Annotated in this window: 20 protein-coding genes; 9 read left to right on the top strand and 11 right to left on the bottom strand. The window is 68.6% G+C overall.

The features are described 5' to 3' along the window. A partial coding sequence (locus tag FOY91_RS16670; protein ID WP_203234607.1) for a transposase occupies window positions 1-224 on the top strand: 224 nt, incomplete at its 5' end. Next, the gene (locus FOY91_RS22855) at window positions 182-850 is read left to right on the top strand and encodes a type II toxin-antitoxin system death-on-curing family toxin (RefSeq protein WP_145154402.1); all 669 of its coding nucleotides are present in this window, start codon (window positions 182-184) and stop codon (window positions 848-850) included. The genes FOY91_RS16670 and FOY91_RS22855, both read left to right, overlap by 43 nt. Before the next feature lie 4 nt (window positions 851-854). On the opposite strand, the gene FOY91_RS16660 is transcribed toward FOY91_RS22855, so the two are convergent. From FOY91_RS16660 to FOY91_RS16630, 7 genes are all read right to left on the bottom strand, one after another. After that, complete coding sequence (locus FOY91_RS16660; RefSeq protein ID WP_145154400.1) at window positions 855-1,076, bottom strand: hypothetical protein; 222 nt, start codon at window positions 1,074-1,076, stop codon at window positions 855-857. Window positions 1,077-1,133: 57 nt separating this feature from the next. Then, window positions 1,134-1,802 carry an endonuclease III domain-containing protein gene (locus FOY91_RS16655; protein WP_162527258.1) on the bottom strand — a complete coding sequence of 223 codons (669 nt, stop codon included), beginning with the start codon at window positions 1,800-1,802 and terminating at the stop codon, window positions 1,134-1,136. Window positions 1,803-1,886: 84 nt separating this feature from the next. Further along, window positions 1,887-2,330 carry a hypothetical protein gene (locus tag FOY91_RS16650; protein WP_145154396.1) on the bottom strand — a complete coding sequence of 148 codons (444 nt, stop codon included), beginning with the start codon at window positions 2,328-2,330 and terminating at the stop codon, window positions 1,887-1,889. 91 nt (window positions 2,331-2,421) lie between these two features. Further along, window positions 2,422-4,293, bottom strand: a complete 1,872-nt coding sequence (locus FOY91_RS16645) for an ABC-F family ATP-binding cassette domain-containing protein (protein WP_145154394.1) — start codon at window positions 4,291-4,293, stop codon at window positions 2,422-2,424. Between the two features lie 193 nt (window positions 4,294-4,486). Next, window positions 4,487-5,338: an SDR family oxidoreductase gene (locus tag FOY91_RS16640; protein ID WP_145154393.1), complete on the bottom strand. Its 852-nt coding sequence runs from the start codon at window positions 5,336-5,338 to the stop codon at window positions 4,487-4,489. Between the two features lie 90 nt (window positions 5,339-5,428). After that, on the bottom strand, window positions 5,429-6,499 hold the full coding sequence (locus FOY91_RS16635) for a phospholipase D-like domain-containing protein (protein ID WP_145154391.1): 1,071 nt from the start codon (window positions 6,497-6,499) through the stop codon (window positions 5,429-5,431). A 131-nt stretch (window positions 6,500-6,630) separates the two neighbouring features. Next, window positions 6,631-6,864, bottom strand: coding sequence for a hypothetical protein (locus tag FOY91_RS16630; protein WP_238995759.1), 234 nt, complete (start codon window positions 6,862-6,864; stop codon window positions 6,631-6,633). 103 nt (window positions 6,865-6,967) lie between these two features. Here FOY91_RS16630 and FOY91_RS16625 point away from each other — a divergent pair, with 103 nt between their 5' ends. Then, window positions 6,968-8,794 (top strand): ABCB family ABC transporter ATP-binding protein/permease, encoded by a 1,827-nt coding sequence (locus tag FOY91_RS16625; protein WP_145154389.1) that lies wholly within the window; start codon window positions 6,968-6,970, stop codon window positions 8,792-8,794. 19 nt (window positions 8,795-8,813) lie between these two features. Here the strand turns inward: FOY91_RS16625 and msrA are convergent, their stop codons facing one another. The 3 genes from msrA to pabB all read right to left on the bottom strand — a co-directional run bounded on the left by msrA (window position 8,814) and on the right by pabB (window position 12,697). Next, on the bottom strand, window positions 8,814-9,521 hold the full coding sequence (gene msrA, locus FOY91_RS16620) for a peptide-methionine (S)-S-oxide reductase MsrA (RefSeq protein WP_145154387.1): 708 nt from the start codon (window positions 9,519-9,521) through the stop codon (window positions 8,814-8,816). 100 nt (window positions 9,522-9,621) lie between these two features. Beyond that, window positions 9,622-10,824 (bottom strand): pyridoxal phosphate-dependent aminotransferase, encoded by a 1,203-nt coding sequence (locus FOY91_RS16615; RefSeq protein WP_145154385.1) that lies wholly within the window; start codon window positions 10,822-10,824, stop codon window positions 9,622-9,624. An 85-nt stretch (window positions 10,825-10,909) separates the two neighbouring features. Further along, window positions 10,910-12,697 carry an aminodeoxychorismate synthase component I gene (pabB, locus tag FOY91_RS16610; RefSeq protein ID WP_203234606.1) on the bottom strand — a complete coding sequence of 596 codons (1,788 nt, stop codon included), beginning with the start codon at window positions 12,695-12,697 and terminating at the stop codon, window positions 10,910-10,912. 89 nt (window positions 12,698-12,786) lie between these two features. Between pabB and FOY91_RS16605 the strand changes: the two genes are divergently transcribed. Next, entirely contained in the window at window positions 12,787-13,452 is a 666-nt protein-coding gene (locus tag FOY91_RS16605) for an MBL fold metallo-hydrolase (protein WP_145154383.1), read from the top strand. 39 nt (window positions 13,453-13,491) lie between these two features. Here FOY91_RS16605 and FOY91_RS16600 read toward each other — a convergent pair whose 3' ends face one another. Beyond that, complete coding sequence (locus FOY91_RS16600) at window positions 13,492-13,914, bottom strand: MAPEG family protein (RefSeq protein ID WP_145154381.1); 423 nt, start codon at window positions 13,912-13,914, stop codon at window positions 13,492-13,494. A gap of 192 nt (window positions 13,915-14,106) precedes the next feature. Between FOY91_RS16600 and rpmF the strand changes: the two genes are divergently transcribed. The 5 genes from rpmF to FOY91_RS16575 all read left to right on the top strand — a co-directional run. Continuing rightward, complete coding sequence (rpmF, locus tag FOY91_RS16595; RefSeq protein ID WP_145154379.1) at window positions 14,107-14,286, top strand: 50S ribosomal protein L32; 180 nt, start codon at window positions 14,107-14,109, stop codon at window positions 14,284-14,286. Between the two features lie 23 nt (window positions 14,287-14,309). Then, entirely contained in the window at window positions 14,310-15,359 is a 1,050-nt protein-coding gene (plsX, locus tag FOY91_RS16590; RefSeq protein ID WP_145154377.1) for a phosphate acyltransferase PlsX, read from the top strand. Continuing rightward, window positions 15,356-16,348, top strand: a complete 993-nt coding sequence (locus FOY91_RS16585) for a beta-ketoacyl-ACP synthase III (RefSeq protein ID WP_145154375.1) — start codon at window positions 15,356-15,358, stop codon at window positions 16,346-16,348. Before plsX ends, FOY91_RS16585 begins: the two co-directional genes overlap by 4 nt. Window positions 16,349-16,420: 72 nt before the next feature. After that, window positions 16,421-16,747, top strand: a complete 327-nt coding sequence (locus FOY91_RS16580; protein WP_145154373.1) for an integration host factor subunit alpha — start codon at window positions 16,421-16,423, stop codon at window positions 16,745-16,747. Then, window positions 16,744-16,991 (top strand): MerR family transcriptional regulator (locus FOY91_RS16575; RefSeq protein ID WP_145154371.1); only part of this gene is annotated, 248 nt, incomplete at its 3' end. The genes FOY91_RS16580 and FOY91_RS16575, both read left to right, overlap by 4 nt.

The raw sequence follows: 16,991 nt of genomic DNA, 5'->3' as shown, positions 1-16,991 counted from the left end.
GGGAGGCGATCGAAGCGGCGGGTGCGACGCTGCTCTTCCTCCCGCCCTACAGCCCCGACTTCAACCCGATCGAGCAGGCCTTCTCCAAGCTCAAGGCGCACCTGCGCAAAGCCGCCGAGCGCACCATTCACGGCCTGTGGAACGCCATCGGCCGCATCCTCGACCTTTACCCGCCGCAGGAATGCGCCAACTACTTCGCCAACGCCGGTTACGATGCAGACTGATAGGAAACCGCTCTAGACCGCACGCTGGGATAGGAACAGTCGACAAGTATCAGTCCGTATTCTCAAAGTCAGCAGCACTCTTTCACTCTCTCATTAAAAATCATCCGTTTCACAATGGAAATAAAAGAGCGGCTGTATGCTCATTACTAGCTGCTCTATACAGAAATGATCTAATATTCATTGGCGATGTGACTGATGATACAATATACGACTTGTCACTCAATGTCGCTGGCAACATTTACCCTTGTGAGAAAAGTCCACTGGCCGGCGACGACCTAATAAACGCACTTGCAGATTGGATTGGCGAAAATACCGAACGAATCGCGGTTGTTTCGTCGGGAATGCGGGTCCAGGACTTCTTGGATCGATGCAAAGATGCTGGATGCACTGTTCGCAAAGGAAAAGGTGGGAAATGGGTAATAAGCAATAGCAACCTTGGCGGCGTTAGTATATCCCAGTCAACCCCTCAGATTGACGGAAATGTTGTCCGAAATTATCTGCAAAAACTTAAGCTTAGCCCTTCGACATCAGGCATATTTCAATCGCAGTTTGAAACCGGACTGGGGGAGGAGCAAGAGCAAATCCGCAGGTACATGGTGGCTTTGCGTCGCCTAGCTCGGACATAGCCTTTTAGAGCACTCCGCCCCCCAGCATCAGCCGCACCGCCCCCACCACCAGCACCACGAGGTTGAGGTTGCGGCCCGTGCGCCCGCGCGAGAGCACGCCGAACACTAGCCCCACCACCGCGATCGGCAGCACGAACCAGTAGAGCCAGCCGAGCAGCGGCAGGAAGGCCACCAGCGCGCCGGGCAGCGCGATCAGGCCGGTGAGGATCGAGAGCAGGTTCAGCATGGCCCCGATATCGGGATCGGGGCGGGCGCTGCCAAGTGCCGGCCCGCAACCCGGGCGTCAGCCGTCGCCCGCCGGCGTGGCGCGTGCGGTCGGGCAGTCGGCGCGCAGGGGGCAGCGCGGGCAGTCGGGCGGGCCGTGGCGGCACACCGTCTGGCCGAGCCGCTTGATCCCCATGTGGAACCACAGGAAGTCGTCGCCGGTCCAGTCGGGCACCGCCTCCATCACCGCCGTCATGATCGCGCGCGAATCGGCGGCGGGGCCAGCGAAGCCGAGCCGGCGCAGGATGCGGATGGTGTGCGTATCCACCACGAACACCGGGCAGGACAGGCGGCTGACGTTCAGCGCCGCCGCCGCCACCTCGCAGCCGACGCCGGGCAGCCGCTCCAGCCACGCCATCGCCGCGCCCTGCGTCATCTCACCGAGGAAGGCGAGGTCGAAGTCGGGCCGGTCCGCCGCGACCATCGCCAGTGCCGCGGCCAGCCGCTCCGCCTTCACCTCCGGGAAGGTGACGGCAGCGATCGTCTGGCCGATCTCCGCCACGCTCGCCCGCGCGATCCCCGCCGCAGAGCCGAAGCGGGCGCCCAATGCGCGATAGGCCGGGATCGACACCTCGTCGCGCGTGCGGCTGCTGATGAGCGACTTGATGAGCTGGCCGATCACCGTGCGCCGGGGCAGCGTGGCGGGATCGGGGGAGAGCGGGCGCAACAGCCCGGCCCAGCGTGCCACATCTGTGGTCACGAAATCGAGGCGGCGCTGCATGGATGGGAGATGGGCGCGGGGCGGCTGATAGGCAAGAACGGACGCGACCGTTCAGCCCGTCCCCATCCCCGGCGCGATCGGAAAAACTTCTCTCAACAGATATGCCCTAAACAGCCCTTCAATCTGTGCTGTGGTCAAGGCGTCGGCCGGAGACGGCGACGCCAGAGCGACCCTGATTCGCTTCCGCAGAGAGCCGCTCTCCCGGCTTTCCCGAACCTTGCGCTCGCTGTGTTCGGTCGTGCCTTCCGGCGAAAAGCCTTTGATCGTCCAGATCGGCCCTTTGCGGACGGACGCTGACCAGAAGGCCTTTCGTCGAGACGCCTCAATATAATGGACAGGGCCGCGCCCGAGCCGGAGCGACTGACCGTCAGGGAAAGCATCGATCCCCACAAGCCGGTCGAGAAGTTCCGCCTCGGTCGTAATCTGGCGAGCGGGCCGCCCATTGATGGTCAGCCAGCAGGGATCGTTTTGCAGGTGTGATTTGCAGATGCCCATCACGCCAGATTCTGCGACGATCGTGACTGGCGACAAGCGGAGGAACGACTATTCGCGTCGGGGCGCAACTGCCGACCGTCCGCCGGCTCCCTCAGCTTACCCCCAGCATCCCCTCCAGCGCCTCGCTCGCCGCCAGCCATTTCGCCTCGGCCGCCGCCATCTCGCGCTCCACGTCGGCGCGGCGTTTCATCAGCGTGGTCATGGACTGGTCGCGGTCGATCGGGTCGGCGGTCTTGGGGTCGAACATCGCGCGGTCGATCGCGGACTTGCGCTGGGTGAGCTTCGCCAGCCCCTCCTCGGCGGCCTTTACGGCTTTCCGCACGTCGGCGGCGCGGGCGCGGGCCTCGGCGGCGGCCTTCTTGTCGGCCTTGGTCTTCTTGGGCGCGTCGCCGCCGCCCTTGGGCGTCTTGCCCAGCACGAAATCGGTATAGTCCTCGATCGAGCCGCTGAATTCCTGCGCGGTGCCGTCGTCCACCAGCACCAGCCGGTCGGCGGTCAGTTCCAGCATGTGGCGATCGTGGCTTACCAGCACCACAGCACCGGTATAGGCGTTGAGCGCCTGCACCAGCGCCTCGCGGCTGTCGACGTCGAGATGGTTGGTCGGCTCGTCGAGGATCAGCATGTGCGGCGCCTCGCGGGTGATGAGCGCCAGCGCCAGCCGCGCCTTCTCGCCGCCCGAAAGCTTGCCGACCTGCGTCAGCGCCTTGTCGCCCGAGAAACCGAAGCGGCCGAGCTGCGCGCGCACGGCGGCCGGCGTCATCCCCTTCATGATCCGGGTCATGTGCTCCAGCGGCGTGTCGTCGGTCTCCAGCTCCTCCACCTGATACTGGGTGAAGTAGCCGACCTTCATCTTGCCGCTGGTGGACATTTCCCCCGCCATCGCCGGCAGTTGCGCGGCGAGCAGGCGGGCGAGCGTGGTCTTGCCGTTGCCGTTGCGGCCGAGCAGCGCCACGCGATCGTCCGGGTCGAGGCGGAAGTTGAGCCGCTGGAGGATGGGCGTCGCGTTGTAGCCGACCGCCGCCATGTCCAGCGTCACCAGCGGCGGGCGCAGTTCGGTGGGGTTGGGGAAATCGAACGACAGGCTCGGATCGTTGGCGAGTTCGGCGATCGGCTGCATCCGCGCGAGCGCCTTCTGCCGGCTCTGCGCCTGCTTGGCGGTAGAGGCGCGGGCGGAGTTGCGGGCGATATAGTCCTGCAGCTTGGCGCGCTGCGTCTCCTGGTTGGCGCGGGCGGCGGCGAGCTGCGCGGCGCGCTCGGCACGCTGCCGCTCGAACGCGTCGTAGCCGCCGACGTAGAGCGTGGTCTTGCCGCGATCGAGGTGGAGGATGTGATCGACCACGTTGTTGAGCAGATCGCGCTCGTGGCTGATGACGACCATCGTGGCGCGATAGCCCTTGAGGAAATTCTCCAGCCACAACGTCGCTTCGAGGTCGAGGTGGTTCGACGGCTCGTCCAGCAGCAGCAGGTCCGGCTCGGAGAACAGCAGCGCGGCGAGCGCGACGCGCATCTTCCACCCGCCCGAATAGCTGTCGAGCGGGCGGCCCTGCATCTCCTCGTCGAAACCGAGGCCGACGAGGATGCGGGCGGCGCGGGCGGGCGCGGTATAGGCGTCGATCGCGTTCAGCCGCTCATGGATCTCGCCGATGCGGTCCGGGTCGAGCGCGGTCTCGCTCTCCTCCATCAGCGCGGCGCGCTCGGTATCGGCGGCGAGCACCGTCTCGAACGGGGTGGAGTCGCCGGCGGGTGCCTCCTGCGCGATATAGCCGAGCTTGGCGCCGCGCGGCATCTCCACCAGACCCTCGTCGGCATCGCCCAGCCCGCAGATCACCTTCATCAGCGTCGACTTGCCGGCACCGTTGCGGCCGATCAGCCCGACGCGGCTGCCCGGCGGCAACGCGGCGCTGGCGCGGTCGAGGATGACGCGGCCGCCGAGCCGCACCGTGATGTCGCTGATATTGAGCATCGCGCGCCCTTAGCAGGGATGCTGCAATGCGGGAAGATGGTCAGATCTGCTCCCTCAGCTCTTCCCGAGGAGGGGCCGAGATTGCCGAAGACCGTCTCGAACGAGGGTGGCAGCCCTTCGAGACGCCAGTTCGTCAGGCTCGATGCCTCCTCAGGATGGGCGGTTGTCCTGATACGCGTCGATCAGGAACAGGCTATCCGTTGACGATCATCCCGCCGTTAGGGTGCAGCACCTGCCCGGACATGTAGCTGCTGTCGTCGCACGCCAGGAACAGGAAGGCGGGGGCGACCTCATTCGGCTGGCCCGGGCGGCCCATCGGAGTCTTCTCGCCGAAGGTCTTCAGCTTCTCGGGGTCGGCCCCGCCGAACGGATTGAGCGGCGTCCAGATCGGCCCCGGCGCCACCGCGTTCACGCGGATGCCCTCGCCGATCAGGTTCTCGGAAAGCGAGCGGGTGAAGGCGGTGATCGCCCCCTTGGTGGAGGAATAGTCGAGCAGGTCCTTTGCCCCGTTGTACATCGTGACGGAGGTGCAGTTGATGATCGCCGCCCCCTTCTTCAGGTGCGGGCGCGCCGCCTGCGTCAGGAAGAACATGCCGAAGATGTTCGTCTGGAAGGTGCGGCGCAGCTGCGCCTCGGTGATGTCGACGATGTCCTCGTCCGGGTGCTGCTCGCCCGCGTTGTTGACGAGGATGTCGAGGCCGCCGAGCGTCTCCACCACCTCTGCCACCGCACGGTCGCAGAACTCCTTGTCCCCCACGTCGCCAGGGATCAGCAGCGAGCGACGACCCTCGATGGTCACGATCTTGGCGGTCTGCTGCGCGTCGTCATGCTCGTTGAGGTAGAGGATGGCGACGTCCGCCCCCTCGCGCGCATAGAGCGCCGCCACCGCCCGGCCGATGCCGCTGTCACCGCCGGTGACGAGCGCCACCTTGCCCTCCAGCCGGCCCGATCCGGGGTAGCGCGGGGTCCATTCGGGTTGCGGATCGAGTTTCGCCTCCTCGCCGGGCAGATCGTCTTCGTGGATCATCGGGTCGGTTGCGGTCATGCGGTCTCGCTCTCTGGTCTGGTGTCCGTTGCCGAACGATCGAGCGACCGCAGGGTTCAGGCCCGGCGTCGGGTAGAGCCTGCGGCGGGATCAGCGCCCACCCGGCGGCGGCCGGTCCGCCGCGCGGGCCAGATCGGCGAAGCGCGCGATCAGCGTGGCGATCAACGCGGGGTCGTGCGTCTCGACCAGCAGCTCGTCGTTGAGCAGGCGCGCGCGCCGGGTGAAGTCGTGGCTGCCGAACCAGGCGGTCCGCACGCCGGCGCGGTCCGTCACGACGAAGCGGGCCTGCATCGGCAGCTCATCCGCCAGCCGCAGCCGGCGGATGCCCACCCCGGCGCGCCGCATCCGCACGATCGCTTTCGCCGGCACGCGCCGCCGGCTGTCGTCGACCACCAGTTCCAGCCGCACGCCCCGCCGGCCCGCCGCCACCAGCACATCGGCCGCCGCGCGCCCGATGTGCGAGACGGTGGCCCACAGCCTGTCCCCCTGCCCCAGCCGGGCCACCACCGGCTCGACGATGCGGGTGCGCAGGCGCGGGTAGAAATAGAGCGCGGTCTCGCGCTCGCGCACGACGCGGTTGTTCTCGATGCTCAACCGCCCGATTGCGCCGCGCCGCCGGCCGAGCAGACGGACGTGGCGCACCAGCCGCTCGACCAGCCGCGTGCCCTCGATCGCCACCAGCAGGTTGTGGGCGCGATCCCGATCGCCGATCGCTTTCAGCACGGCAGGGTCGACATCCGGCCCGCCGGCCGGGTCGAACGAGCCGACCAGCGCCACCGGCGACGGGTGCGAGAAGGCGTAGATCTTGAGGTGCAACCGGCCGGCCAGCGCACGGACCGGCCGCGGCGCGCGCGGGCGGATGGTGAGGCCGTCGCGCAGGCCATCGGCGCGCAGCAGCGCCAGCACCGGATCGTTGGCGTGGGCGGCACCGGGATCGCCCTCCACCACCAGCGTCACGTCCACGCCGCGCCCGCTCGCGTCGATCAGCGCCTGCGCCAGTTCGGTATCGAGGAAATAGCAGGTCGCCCAGTCGATCGCCCCGCCGGCCGGTGTCTCCCGCACCCGCTGCAGCAACTGCGCGCGCAGCGTGCCGGCGACGCGATCCGGCCCGCCGAGGAAGGTGTCGCCGATCGTGTGGCGCGGGAGCCCGGGATCGCTCATCGAGCGGCGTCGTGGCGTATGTGGTTCGCGACGAATGAAACCGGCTTGGCCCCGCCGGGAACGGGCGGCGGGCACGACTGGAAACGGGCTGTCACGGTAAACCAATCGTTCGCGGGCGAAGTGGGGAGCGGTTAGCCTCTCGGCCTGCCATCCGCAACCGCGAGCGAGGCCTTGCCCGGGCGGCACTCGGCCATCACCTCGGGATAGGAAAGGTCGCTCTGGTCCATCAGCGCGGCGGGCATCGCGGCGGTGCAGGCATCGGGGCTTGCATAATGCGTTTCGACCGTGCGGACCTGCTGGCAGGCAGCCTGCCCGTCGCCGCATCCCAGGATCGCCATGATGTAGAAGACCGGCCCCATGTCCATTCCCCCTGCCTGTGGATAACAACATGGCCGGCCCCGCCCGGTTCCGTCGTGATGCCGCGCACAGCATGGCGTTTTGTTGCCGGACGCCTATCTAGGGCCGCATATGCCGCCCGATCGCCCCACCGCCACCGCGAACCCCGAACAGGGCTTCGCCTCGCTTCGTCGCTTCCTGCCCTATCTGTGGCCTGCCGACCGGCCGGCGTTGCGCGCCCGCGTGACGATCGCGCTGCTGCTGGTGCTCGTCTCCAAGGCGGTCGTGCTGCTGATGCCGTTCGCCTACAAGGGCGCGATCGACCGGATGTCGGCCGGTATGGAACCGGCGGTGATGCTGGCGATCGCGCTGGTCGTCGCCTATGCCGCCGCGCGCTTCGGCGGCGTGCTGTTCGACAACATGCGCAACACCATCTTCGAGCGGGTGGGGCAGGATGCCGCGCGGCGGCTGGCGGAGGACGTGTTCCGCCACCTGCACGCGCTGTCGCTGCGCTTCCACCTCAACCGCCGCACCGGTGCCGTCACCAAGATCGTCGAGCGCGGCACCAAGAGCATCGACACGATGCTCTATTTCATCCTGTTCAACATCGCGCCGACCATCATCGAGCTGACCGCCGTATGCATCATCTTCCTCGTGAAGTTCGGCTGGCAGCTCGTGGCGGCCACGCTGGTGATGGTGGTCGCCTACGTGTTCTTCACCCGCATCGTGACGGACTGGCGCACGCGGATGCGGCGCGAGATGGTGGAGCACGACACCTATGCCGTATCGCGCGCGGTGGACTCGCTGCTGAACTACGAGACGGTGAAATATTTCAACGCCGAGGAGCGGGAGGCCAAGCGCTACGACGCGGCGATCCACAGCTACACGCAGGCGGCGGTGAAGAACCAGGCTTCGCTCGGCGCGCTCAACATCGGCCAGTCGCTCATCACCAACCTGATGATGGCGGGCGCGATGGGCTATACCGTGTGGGGCTGGAGCCGGGGGCAGTTCACCACCGGCGACGTGGTGCTGGTGAACACGCTGCTGGCGCAGCTCTTCCGCCCGCTCGACATGCTCGGCATGGTCTATCGCGAGATCCGGCAGGGACTGATCGACATGGAGGCGATGTTCGGGCTGATCGATACGCCGACCGAGGTCTCCGACGCACCCGATGCCGTGCCGCTGGCGGTGGACGGCGGCGCGGTGTGCTTCGAAGGGGTCGATTTCGCCTACGATCCCGAACGCGGCATCCTGCACGACGTCGATCTGACGATACCGGCCGGGCGCACGCTGGCGGTGGTCGGTTCGTCGGGCGCGGGCAAGTCCACGCTGGCGCGGCTGCTGTACCGTTTCTACGAGGTGACGGGCGGGCGCATCACCATCGACGGGCAGGACATCCGCACCGTGACGCAGGCGTCCTTGCGGGCGAACATCGGCATCGTGCCGCAGGATACCGTGCTGTTCAACGACACGATCGGCTACAACATCGGCTACGGCCGCGACGGCGCCAGCCAGGCCGAGATCGAGGAGGCGGCGCGCGGTGCGTCGATCCACGACTTCATCCTGTCGCTGCCGAAGGGCTACGAAACCCGCGTCGGCGAGCGCGGGCTGAAGCTGTCGGGCGGCGAGAAACAGCGCGTGGCGATCGCCCGCACGCTGCTCAAGAACCCGCCGATCCTGATCCTCGACGAGGCGACCAGCGCGCTCGACAGCCGCACCGAGGCGGCGATCCAGGACACGCTGGAGCGCATCTCGCAACGCCGCACCACCATCGTGATCGCCCACCGGCTCTCCACCGTGGTCCACGCCGACGAGATCGTGGTGATGGAAGCCGGCCGCGTCGCCGAACGCGGCAGCCACGCGGCACTGCTCGAGGCACGTGGCCACTACGCCGAGATGTGGGCACGCCAGCAGGCCGAGCGCGAGGCGGTGGTGGAGGAAGAAGAGGTGGCGGCGTGAGAAGCGCGCCGGCCGCACCTCACCCCTTCGCGCGCACCAGCACCGGCGTGGCGCGGTAGAGCGTGGGGAATGCCTGCTTCAGCGCGGCCACCTTGGGCAGGTCGTTGATGCGGATGTAGGCGGCGTCGGGGTGCAGGGTCAGATAATCCTGATGGTAGCCCTCGGCCGGGAAGAACCCCTGCGACCGCTCCACCTTCGTCACGATCGGCCGCTGCCACGCGCCCGCCTTGCCAAGCTGGGCGATATAGGCGGCGGCGGTGCGGCGCTGCCCCTCGCTGGTGGGGAAGATGGCGGAGCGATATTGCGTGCCGCTGTCCGGCCCCTGCCGGTTCAGCTCGGTCGGATCCGCCACCACCGAGAAATAGATCTGGAGCAGCTTGCCGTAGCTCACCACGCGCGGATCGTAGGTGATCTTCACCGCCTCGGCGTGGCCGGTGTCGCCGCCGCCCACCGTCTCATACTGCGCGGTGGCGGCGGTGCCCCCGGTGTAGCCGGAGACGGCGGACGTGACGCCCTTCACCCGCTGGTACACGCCCTGCACGCCCCAGAAGCAGCCGCCGGCGAACACCGCCGTCTCGCTGGGGGCAGCGGACGGGGCATCGAGCGCGGGGGCGGGGATCCGCACGATCGGGGCGGCGGCGGACACCGCCGAAACCTGCGTGAGCATCGTGCCGGCAAGCAGCGCGGCACCGGCGGCGGCGATAAGGCGGATACGAAGCGGCGTCATGGTCGGGCCTTCCAGAAGGGACAGGCCAGATACGTGGGCGATGCGCGCGCGGTTGCAAGCGCCCGGCCGCCCCGGATCGTGCCGGGGCGGCCGGCAGCCTCTACTTCAGCGCGGCCACCGCCGTGGCGATGCGATCGCACGCCTCGCTGAGGATCGTCTCGGAGGTGGCGTAGCTGACGCGGAATGCCGGCTCCACGCCGAACGCGCCGCCATGCACCGCCGCCACCCGGCCCTCGTCGAGGAAATAGCCGATCAGCATCTCGTCGTTCTGGATCACCAGCCCGCCCGGCGTGGACTTGCCGATCAGCCCGGACACTTCCGGATAGACGTAGAAGGCGCCCTCGGGCGTGGGGCAGGTGATGCCGGGGATGGCGTTCAGCCGGTCCACCACCAGATCGCGGCGGATCTGGAAGGCGGCGGCGCGCTCCTTGAGGAAGCCCTGATCGCCGTTCAGCGCGGCGGTGGCGGCGGCCTGCGCGATCGAGCAGGGGTTGGAGGTGGACTGCGACTGGAGCTTTGCCATCGCCTTGATGAGCCACAGCGGCCCGCCGGCGAAGCCGATGCGCCAGCCGGTCATCGAATAGGCCTTGGAGCAGCCGTTCACCGTCAGCGTGCGCTCGTACAGGTCGGGCGCGACCTCGGCGAAGGTGGCGAAGGTGAAGCCGTCATAGACGATATGCTCGTACATATCATCGGCCATCACCCATACGTGCGGGTGGCGACGGACGACCTCGGCCAGCGCCTTCAGCTCGTCGGCGGAATAGCCGGCGCCGGTGGGGTTGGACGGCGAGTTGAGCAGCACCCACTTCGTCTTCGGGGTGATCGCCGCATCGAGCTGCTCGGGCGTGATCTTGTACGCCTGCGCCGCGCCCGCCTTGACGATGACGGGGGTGCCGCCGGCGAACTCGACGATATCGGGATAGCTGACCCAGTAAGGCGCGGGAATGATGACCTCGTCACCCGGATCGACGGTGGCGACCAGCGCGTTGAACAGGGTGTGCTTGCCGCCCACGTTGACGCTGATCTGGCCGGGCGCATACTCCAGCCCGTTGTCGCGCTTGAACTTGGCGACGATCGCGGCCTTCAGCTCGGCGGTGCCATCGACGTTGGTGTACTTGGTCTTGTTGGCGTTGATCGCGGCGATGCCCGCTTCCTTGACGAAATCCGGGGTCGGGAAATCCGGCTCGCCGGCGCCGAGGCCGATCACGTCGATCCCCTTGGCCTGCAACTCAAGAACGCGGCTCGTCATGGCGAGCGTGGCGGAGGGCTTGATGCGGCCCAGGGCGGCCGAGGTGAAGGTCATCGTGCTGTATCTCCCGAGTGACAGGCGGCGGCGCTATAGACCCGCGCGCCGCCGGGGAGCAACGACTATGGCGGAGAAACGAGGGCTAGGCCGAAGAAACGAGCCTGGCCGGGATCAGCCCGCGCAAGGCATTGCCGATCAGGAAGCCGCCGGCCAGATCGGCCGCCGTCAGGTCCGCCTCGATCGCCCGCCCCTCGCCGATCAGCCGCGCGCGCAGCACGCCGGGCAGCAGCCCGCGTGACAGCGGCGGGGTGAGCATCCGCCCCGCCCGCTCCACGAACAGGCTTGTGAAGCTGCCTTCGGTGAGGAACCCGGCCGGATCGGCGAACACGACTTCGAAAGTGCCGGCGGCGCGGCGGGCGGCATCATAGAAGCCGCGATCGCTGGTCTTGTGCCGCAGGCGGAAGTCATGGGGGTCGACCGGCAGCGGCACGATCGCCACGGTGGCGGCCGGCCCGGCGGGCGCGGGCGGCAGCGCGGCCGTCTCGATCGCGATGGCGCCGCTGGGCGCCAGCATCAACCGCACCCGCGCGGGCACCCGCAGGTGGAAGGTGGCGGCCTGCAACTCGTTGCCCGCGCCATGCCGGTCGAAGCGGAAGCCGAGCGCCTGCGCCGACGCCTTCATCCGCAGCAGATGGCGGTCGAGATCGATCATGCCCTCGAACGGATCGAACCGCATCGTCTCGATCAGGTCGAAGGGCCGTGCCCCGGCCGAAACGAATGCGCCCTTGGCGAGACATTCGCGCCATTCGCCACTCGCCGCCGAATCGGCGACGACGGCCGATCCCAGCCCCAGCGTCGCTTCCCCGCCACCGCGCGCCACGGTGGCGGCGTCCACCAGCAGCGTGCGGATCGCCACGTTGAACGCCGCGTCGCCGCCCGCCTCCAGCAGCCCGATCGCCCCGCAATAGGGGCCGCGCGCATCCGCCTCTACCTCGGCGATGATCTCCATCGCGCGCACCTTGGGCGCGCCGGTGATCGAGCCGCAGGGGAAGATCGCCGCCAGCACGTCCACCGCGTCGCGCCCCGGCGCCAGCGTGGCGGTGACGGTGGAGGTGAGCGTGTGCAGCGTGGGATAGGTTTCCAGCGTGAACAGCGCCGGCACCGCCACGCTGCCCGCCACCGCCACGCGCGACAGGTCGTTGCGCAGCAGATCGACGATCATCAGGTTTTCCGCGCGCTGCTTGGCATCGGTGACGAGCGCGGCGGCGGCGGCGGCATCCGCTGCGGGGTCGGCCGGCGGATCGGCGGGGCGGCGGGCGGTGCCCTTCATCGGCCGGGTCGTCAGCCGGTCGCCTTCGGCCAGGAAGAACAGCTCGGGCGAGCAGGACAGCAGCCAGTGCGCGCCGGTGAAGACGACGCCGCCCCACCCCGCCGCCGCCTGCGCCCGCAAGCGGGCGTAGAGCGCGAGCGGGTGCCCCGCAAACGGCACGGCGGCGCGAAAGCTGAGGTTGGCCTGATAGATGTCGCCCGCCGCGATCAGCCCCGCCACGCGGGCGAAGGCGGCATCATAAGCGGCGCGATCCACCAGCGGTCGCGGTGGCCCGGCCCACGCGCCGGCCGGATCGGGCAGCAGCGCGGCCGCCTCGACCGTTTCGATCGCCTCGAACAGCCCGAACCACAGCAGCGGCACATCCCCGGCAGGCCGCGACAGTGCGGCGAGCCTCGGCTCCAGCGCGTGGCCCGCCTCATAGCCCAGCCACCCCGCCGCATAAAGGCCGCGCGCCCGCGCCGCCCGCAACCGGTCCAGCGCCGGGCCGACCTCGTCGGATGTTTGCGCCGCGATCACCTCTACCGGATCGCGCAGCAGCCGCGCCCTGCCGCCGGCGCGGGCGTCGTCGAACAGCACGAAGGGGTGATCGGCGGGGATCATGCGATCAGCGATGCGCCGGGGGACTGGCCGCGTAAAGGGCACAGGCCATCCCGGCTTGTGTTTGCCGCCGCGATCGGCATCTAGGCGGCATGACCCAGCCCGCCACCCCGCCGCTCAAGGCCGCGATCCTGCCCGTCACGCCGTTGCGGCAGAACTGCACGCTCATCTGGTGCACCAGCACGATGAAGGGCGCCTTCGTCGATGCCGGCGGCGATCTGCCGATGCTGAAGGCGGCGGCGGCGAAGCATGGCGTGACGATCGAGAAGCTGCTGGTGACGCACGGCCATATCGATCACTGCGGCGGCACCGCCGCGCTGGCCGAGGATCTGGTCGTGCCGATCGAGGGGCCGCACGAGGACGACCGCTTCTGGATCGACCAGCTCGCGGTGGACGGCGGCAAGTACGGCATCCCCGGCCGCTCGTTCGAGCCGGATCGGTGGCTGGCGCAGGGCGATACCGTGACGGTGGGCGATCTGGTGTTCGATGTGCTGCATTGCCCCGGTCACACGCCCGGCCATGTCGTGTTCCACCATGCCCCCTCGAAGCTGGCGCTGGTGGGCGACGTGCTGTTCCAGGGGTCGATCGGCCGCACCGATTTTCCGCGCGGCAACCACGCGGACCTGATCGAGGCCATCACCACCCGGCTGTGGCCGCTGGGCGGCGAGACGGCGTTCGTGCCGGGCCACGGGCCGATGTCCACCTTCGCGCACGAGCGCCGCGACAACCCCTTCGTCGGCGATCGCGCGCTGGCCTGACGCCGGGAGGCCGGTAGCCGGTGGCGCCTGAGTCGCGGCTCAGCCGCCGACGATGGTTGTGACCGGGCGGACGGGGGTCAGATACGGGATGCTCAGCGCATAGCCGGCCAGCCCGATCAGGATCAGGAAGGTGAGGATGATCCCCCCTGCGCGAAACGGGTTGGGCGCGGGCCGGTCCATGCCGAAGGCGTGGGCGATGCGCGCGAGGATATAGACGATCGAGACGATCCACAGCCAGGTGGCCGGGCCGTGCGCCAGTTCGATCAGGCCCAGCAGGATCAGGAAGAACGGCGTATATTCGACGAAGTTGGCGTGCGCTCGCATCCGCGCGATCAGCTGCGGGTTGCCGCCGTCGCCGATGTCCACCTTGGTCGCCAGCCGCACCCGGCCGGCGCGGACGGCGAGCCACACGTTGAGCAGGGCGGCGGCGGCGGCTATCGTCAGGGTGATCGGCAGGATCATGGTTTCTCTCGATCTGAAGGGCGGCCTGACTCGCACGGCGCCGCGATGCTTGCAACATGGACCGTTTCCGCTATAGGGCCGGTCGCTCGCGACGAGCCCGGCCGCTCGGGGTCCGCGGCCAGATTGGCCGTCGGTTCCTTGGTGGCAAGGCTCGTTCTTTCGTTATTCCGACCGAATGGAACAGGTGCCGACATGGCCGTCCCCAAAAGAAAGACCTCGCCCTCCAAGCGCAACATGCGCCGCAGCCACGATGCGCTGTCGGTCGCCGCGTTTCAGGAGTGCCCGAACTGCGGCGAACTGCGCCGTCCGCACAACCTGTGCACCGGCTGCGGCCACTATAACGGGCGCGAGATCGTTTCGGTCGAAGCCTGACGCTGCGTAAAGGGACCGGACCGTTGGGCGCAGCTCCGCGAATCGCCATCGATGCGATGGGCGGCGACTCCGGCCCGGCGGTGATGGTCGAGGGCGCGGCGCTGGCGCTGGCGCGCAATCCGGCGCTGTGCTTCCGCCTGTTCGGTGACGAATCAGCGATTCGCCCGGAGGTGGCCCGCCACGCAGGGCTGGCCGCTGCGGCGGAGATCGCTCACGCGCCCGAGACGATCTCGGGCGAGGACAAGCCGAGCCAGGCGATTCGCCGCGCGCGGACGACCTCGATGGGGCTTGCCATCGCGGCGGTGAAATCGGGCGAGGCGCAGGCCGCTGTCTCGGCCGGCAACACCGGCGCGCTGATGGCGATGTCCAAGCTGGCGCTGCGCACGATGCCGGGGATCGACCGGCCGGCGCTGGCGGCGATGCTGCCCAGCCTCGGCGACAATGATCTCGTGCTGCTCGATCTTGGCGCCAATACCGAGTGCGATACGCGCAACCTCGTGCAGTTCGCGGTGATGGGGGCAGCCTATGCCCGCGCCGCGATGGGCATCGATGCGCCGCGCGTGCGGCTGCTCAACATCGGCACCGAGGAAATGAAGGGCACCGACGAGTTGAAGGACGCCGCCGCCCAGCTGCGCGCGGCCGACTATCTGCGGATGAACTTCGACGGCTTCATCGAGGCGGACCGGCTCGGCCGGGGCGAGGCCGACGTGATCGTCACCGACGGCTTCACCGGCAATATCGCGCTGAAGACGATCGAGGGCACCGCCCGCTTCGTCGCCGATCTGCTGCGCCGTGCCTTCACCAGTTCGCTGCGCTCCAAGGCGGGTTTCCTGATCTCCAAGCCGGCGATGCACCTGCTGCGCGTCCACCTCGATCCGAATAATCACAACGGCGCGGTCTTCCTCGGGCTGAACGGCATCATCGTGAAGAGCCACGGCGGCGCCACCGCGCAGGGCGTGGACAATGCGATCGGCGTGGCGGAACGGCTCGTCTCGCATGATCTGAGCCGGCGCATCGCCGAGGATCTGGACAACATCCGCGCCCACGCCCCCACCGCCGGCGTCGCGGCATGACGGTGCCCGCCGCCACCGTGCGCCGCGCCGTGATTCTCGGCACCGGCTCCGGCCTGCCGGCGCGCTGCGTCACCAACGTGGAACTGGCCGAAACGGTCGACACCTCCGACGAGTGGATCGTCGAGCGTACCGGCATCCGCTCCCGCTATATCGCCGGCGAAGGCGAGACGACGGCGACGCTGGCGACCGATGCCGCGCGCGCTGCGCTGGACGCGGCCGGCATCGAGCCGCAGGCGGTGGATCTCATCATCGTCGCCACCGCCACCCCGGACCAGACCTTCCCCGCCTCCGCCACCAAGGTGCAGGCACTGCTCGGCATCGACGACTGCGTCGCGTTCGACGTGCAGGCGGTGTGCTCGGGCTTCCTCTACGCCCTGTCTGTGGCGGACAGCATGATCCGCAGCGGCGCCGCGCAGACCGCGCTGGTGATCGGCGCCGAAACGTTCAGCCGCATCCTCGACTGGGAGGACCGCACTACCTGCGTGCTGTTCGGCGACGGTGCCGGCGCGATCGTGCTGACCGCCGCTCAGGTGGCGAACGACAACGCCAGTCAGGGCATCCTCGCGGTGAAGCTGCACGCCGACGGCCGCCACAACCAGCTCCTCTACGTCGATGGCGGCCCCTCGACCACCGGCACCGTGGGCAAGCTGCGGATGAGGGGGCAGGAGGTGTTCCGCCACGCCGTGACCAATCTGGCCGCCGTGCTGCGCGAGGTGAGCGAGACGGCCGGCATCGCCATCGACGAGATCGACTGGGTGGTGCCGCATCAGGCCAACCGCCGCATCCTCGACGCCACCGCCCGCAAGCTGGGCCTCGCACCCGAGCGGGTGATCGTGACGGTCGATCGTCATGCCAATACCTCCGCCGCCTCGGTGCCGCTCGCGTTCGACGCGGCGGTGCGCGACGGGCGGATCGGGCGCGGCGACCTGGTGATGTTCGAGGCGATGGGCGGCGGCTTTACCTGGGGTGCCGCCGCGGTACGCTATTAGGCCGGGCACGGTCTTTTCGGCGGTGCGGCAAGTCGGTACAACGGCGCATCTGCGTTTCTGGAGAACAGGCGAATGAGCGACTCTGATACGCTGACGCGGGCTGACCTCGCCGAGGCCATCCATGGTGAAATCGGCCTCTCGCGCGGTGATTCCGCCCGCATGGTCGAGAAGGTGCTGCTCCATCTGTGCGAGGCGCTGTCCCGGGGTGAGAACGTGAAGATCTCCGGCTTCGGCAGCTTCGTGTTGCGTGACAAGGGCGAGCGCGTGGGCCGCAACCCCAAGACCGGGGTCGAGGTGCCGATCGCGCCGCGCCGCGTCCTCACCTTCCGTGCCAGCCAGATGATGCGCGACCGCATCGTCGAGGGTGATCGTGCAGCCGGCGAGGCGGGCGCGGCTTGACCAAGGCCGAGGGCGCCTTCCGCACGATCGGCGAAGTCTCGTCCGAGACGGGCGTGGCGCAACATGTGCTGCGCTACTGGGAAAGCCGCTTTCCCCAGCTCCGCCCGCTCCAGCGGGCCGGGAACCGGCGCTACTACCGGCAGGCGGATGTCGTGCTGGTGCGGCGAATCGATACGTTGCTCAACCAGCAGGGCGGGGGCGGGCGGTTCTGCATCCTGCGGCGCACGGGCGGCCTGCTCCGGGG

Source organism: Alterirhizorhabdus solaris (genome assembly GCF_007785815.1).
Lineage (GTDB): Bacteria > Pseudomonadota > Alphaproteobacteria > Sphingomonadales > Sphingomonadaceae > Alterirhizorhabdus > Alterirhizorhabdus solaris.
Note: the sequence above shows the minus strand (reverse complement) of the source record. Positions and strands in the feature narration are given on the sequence as shown.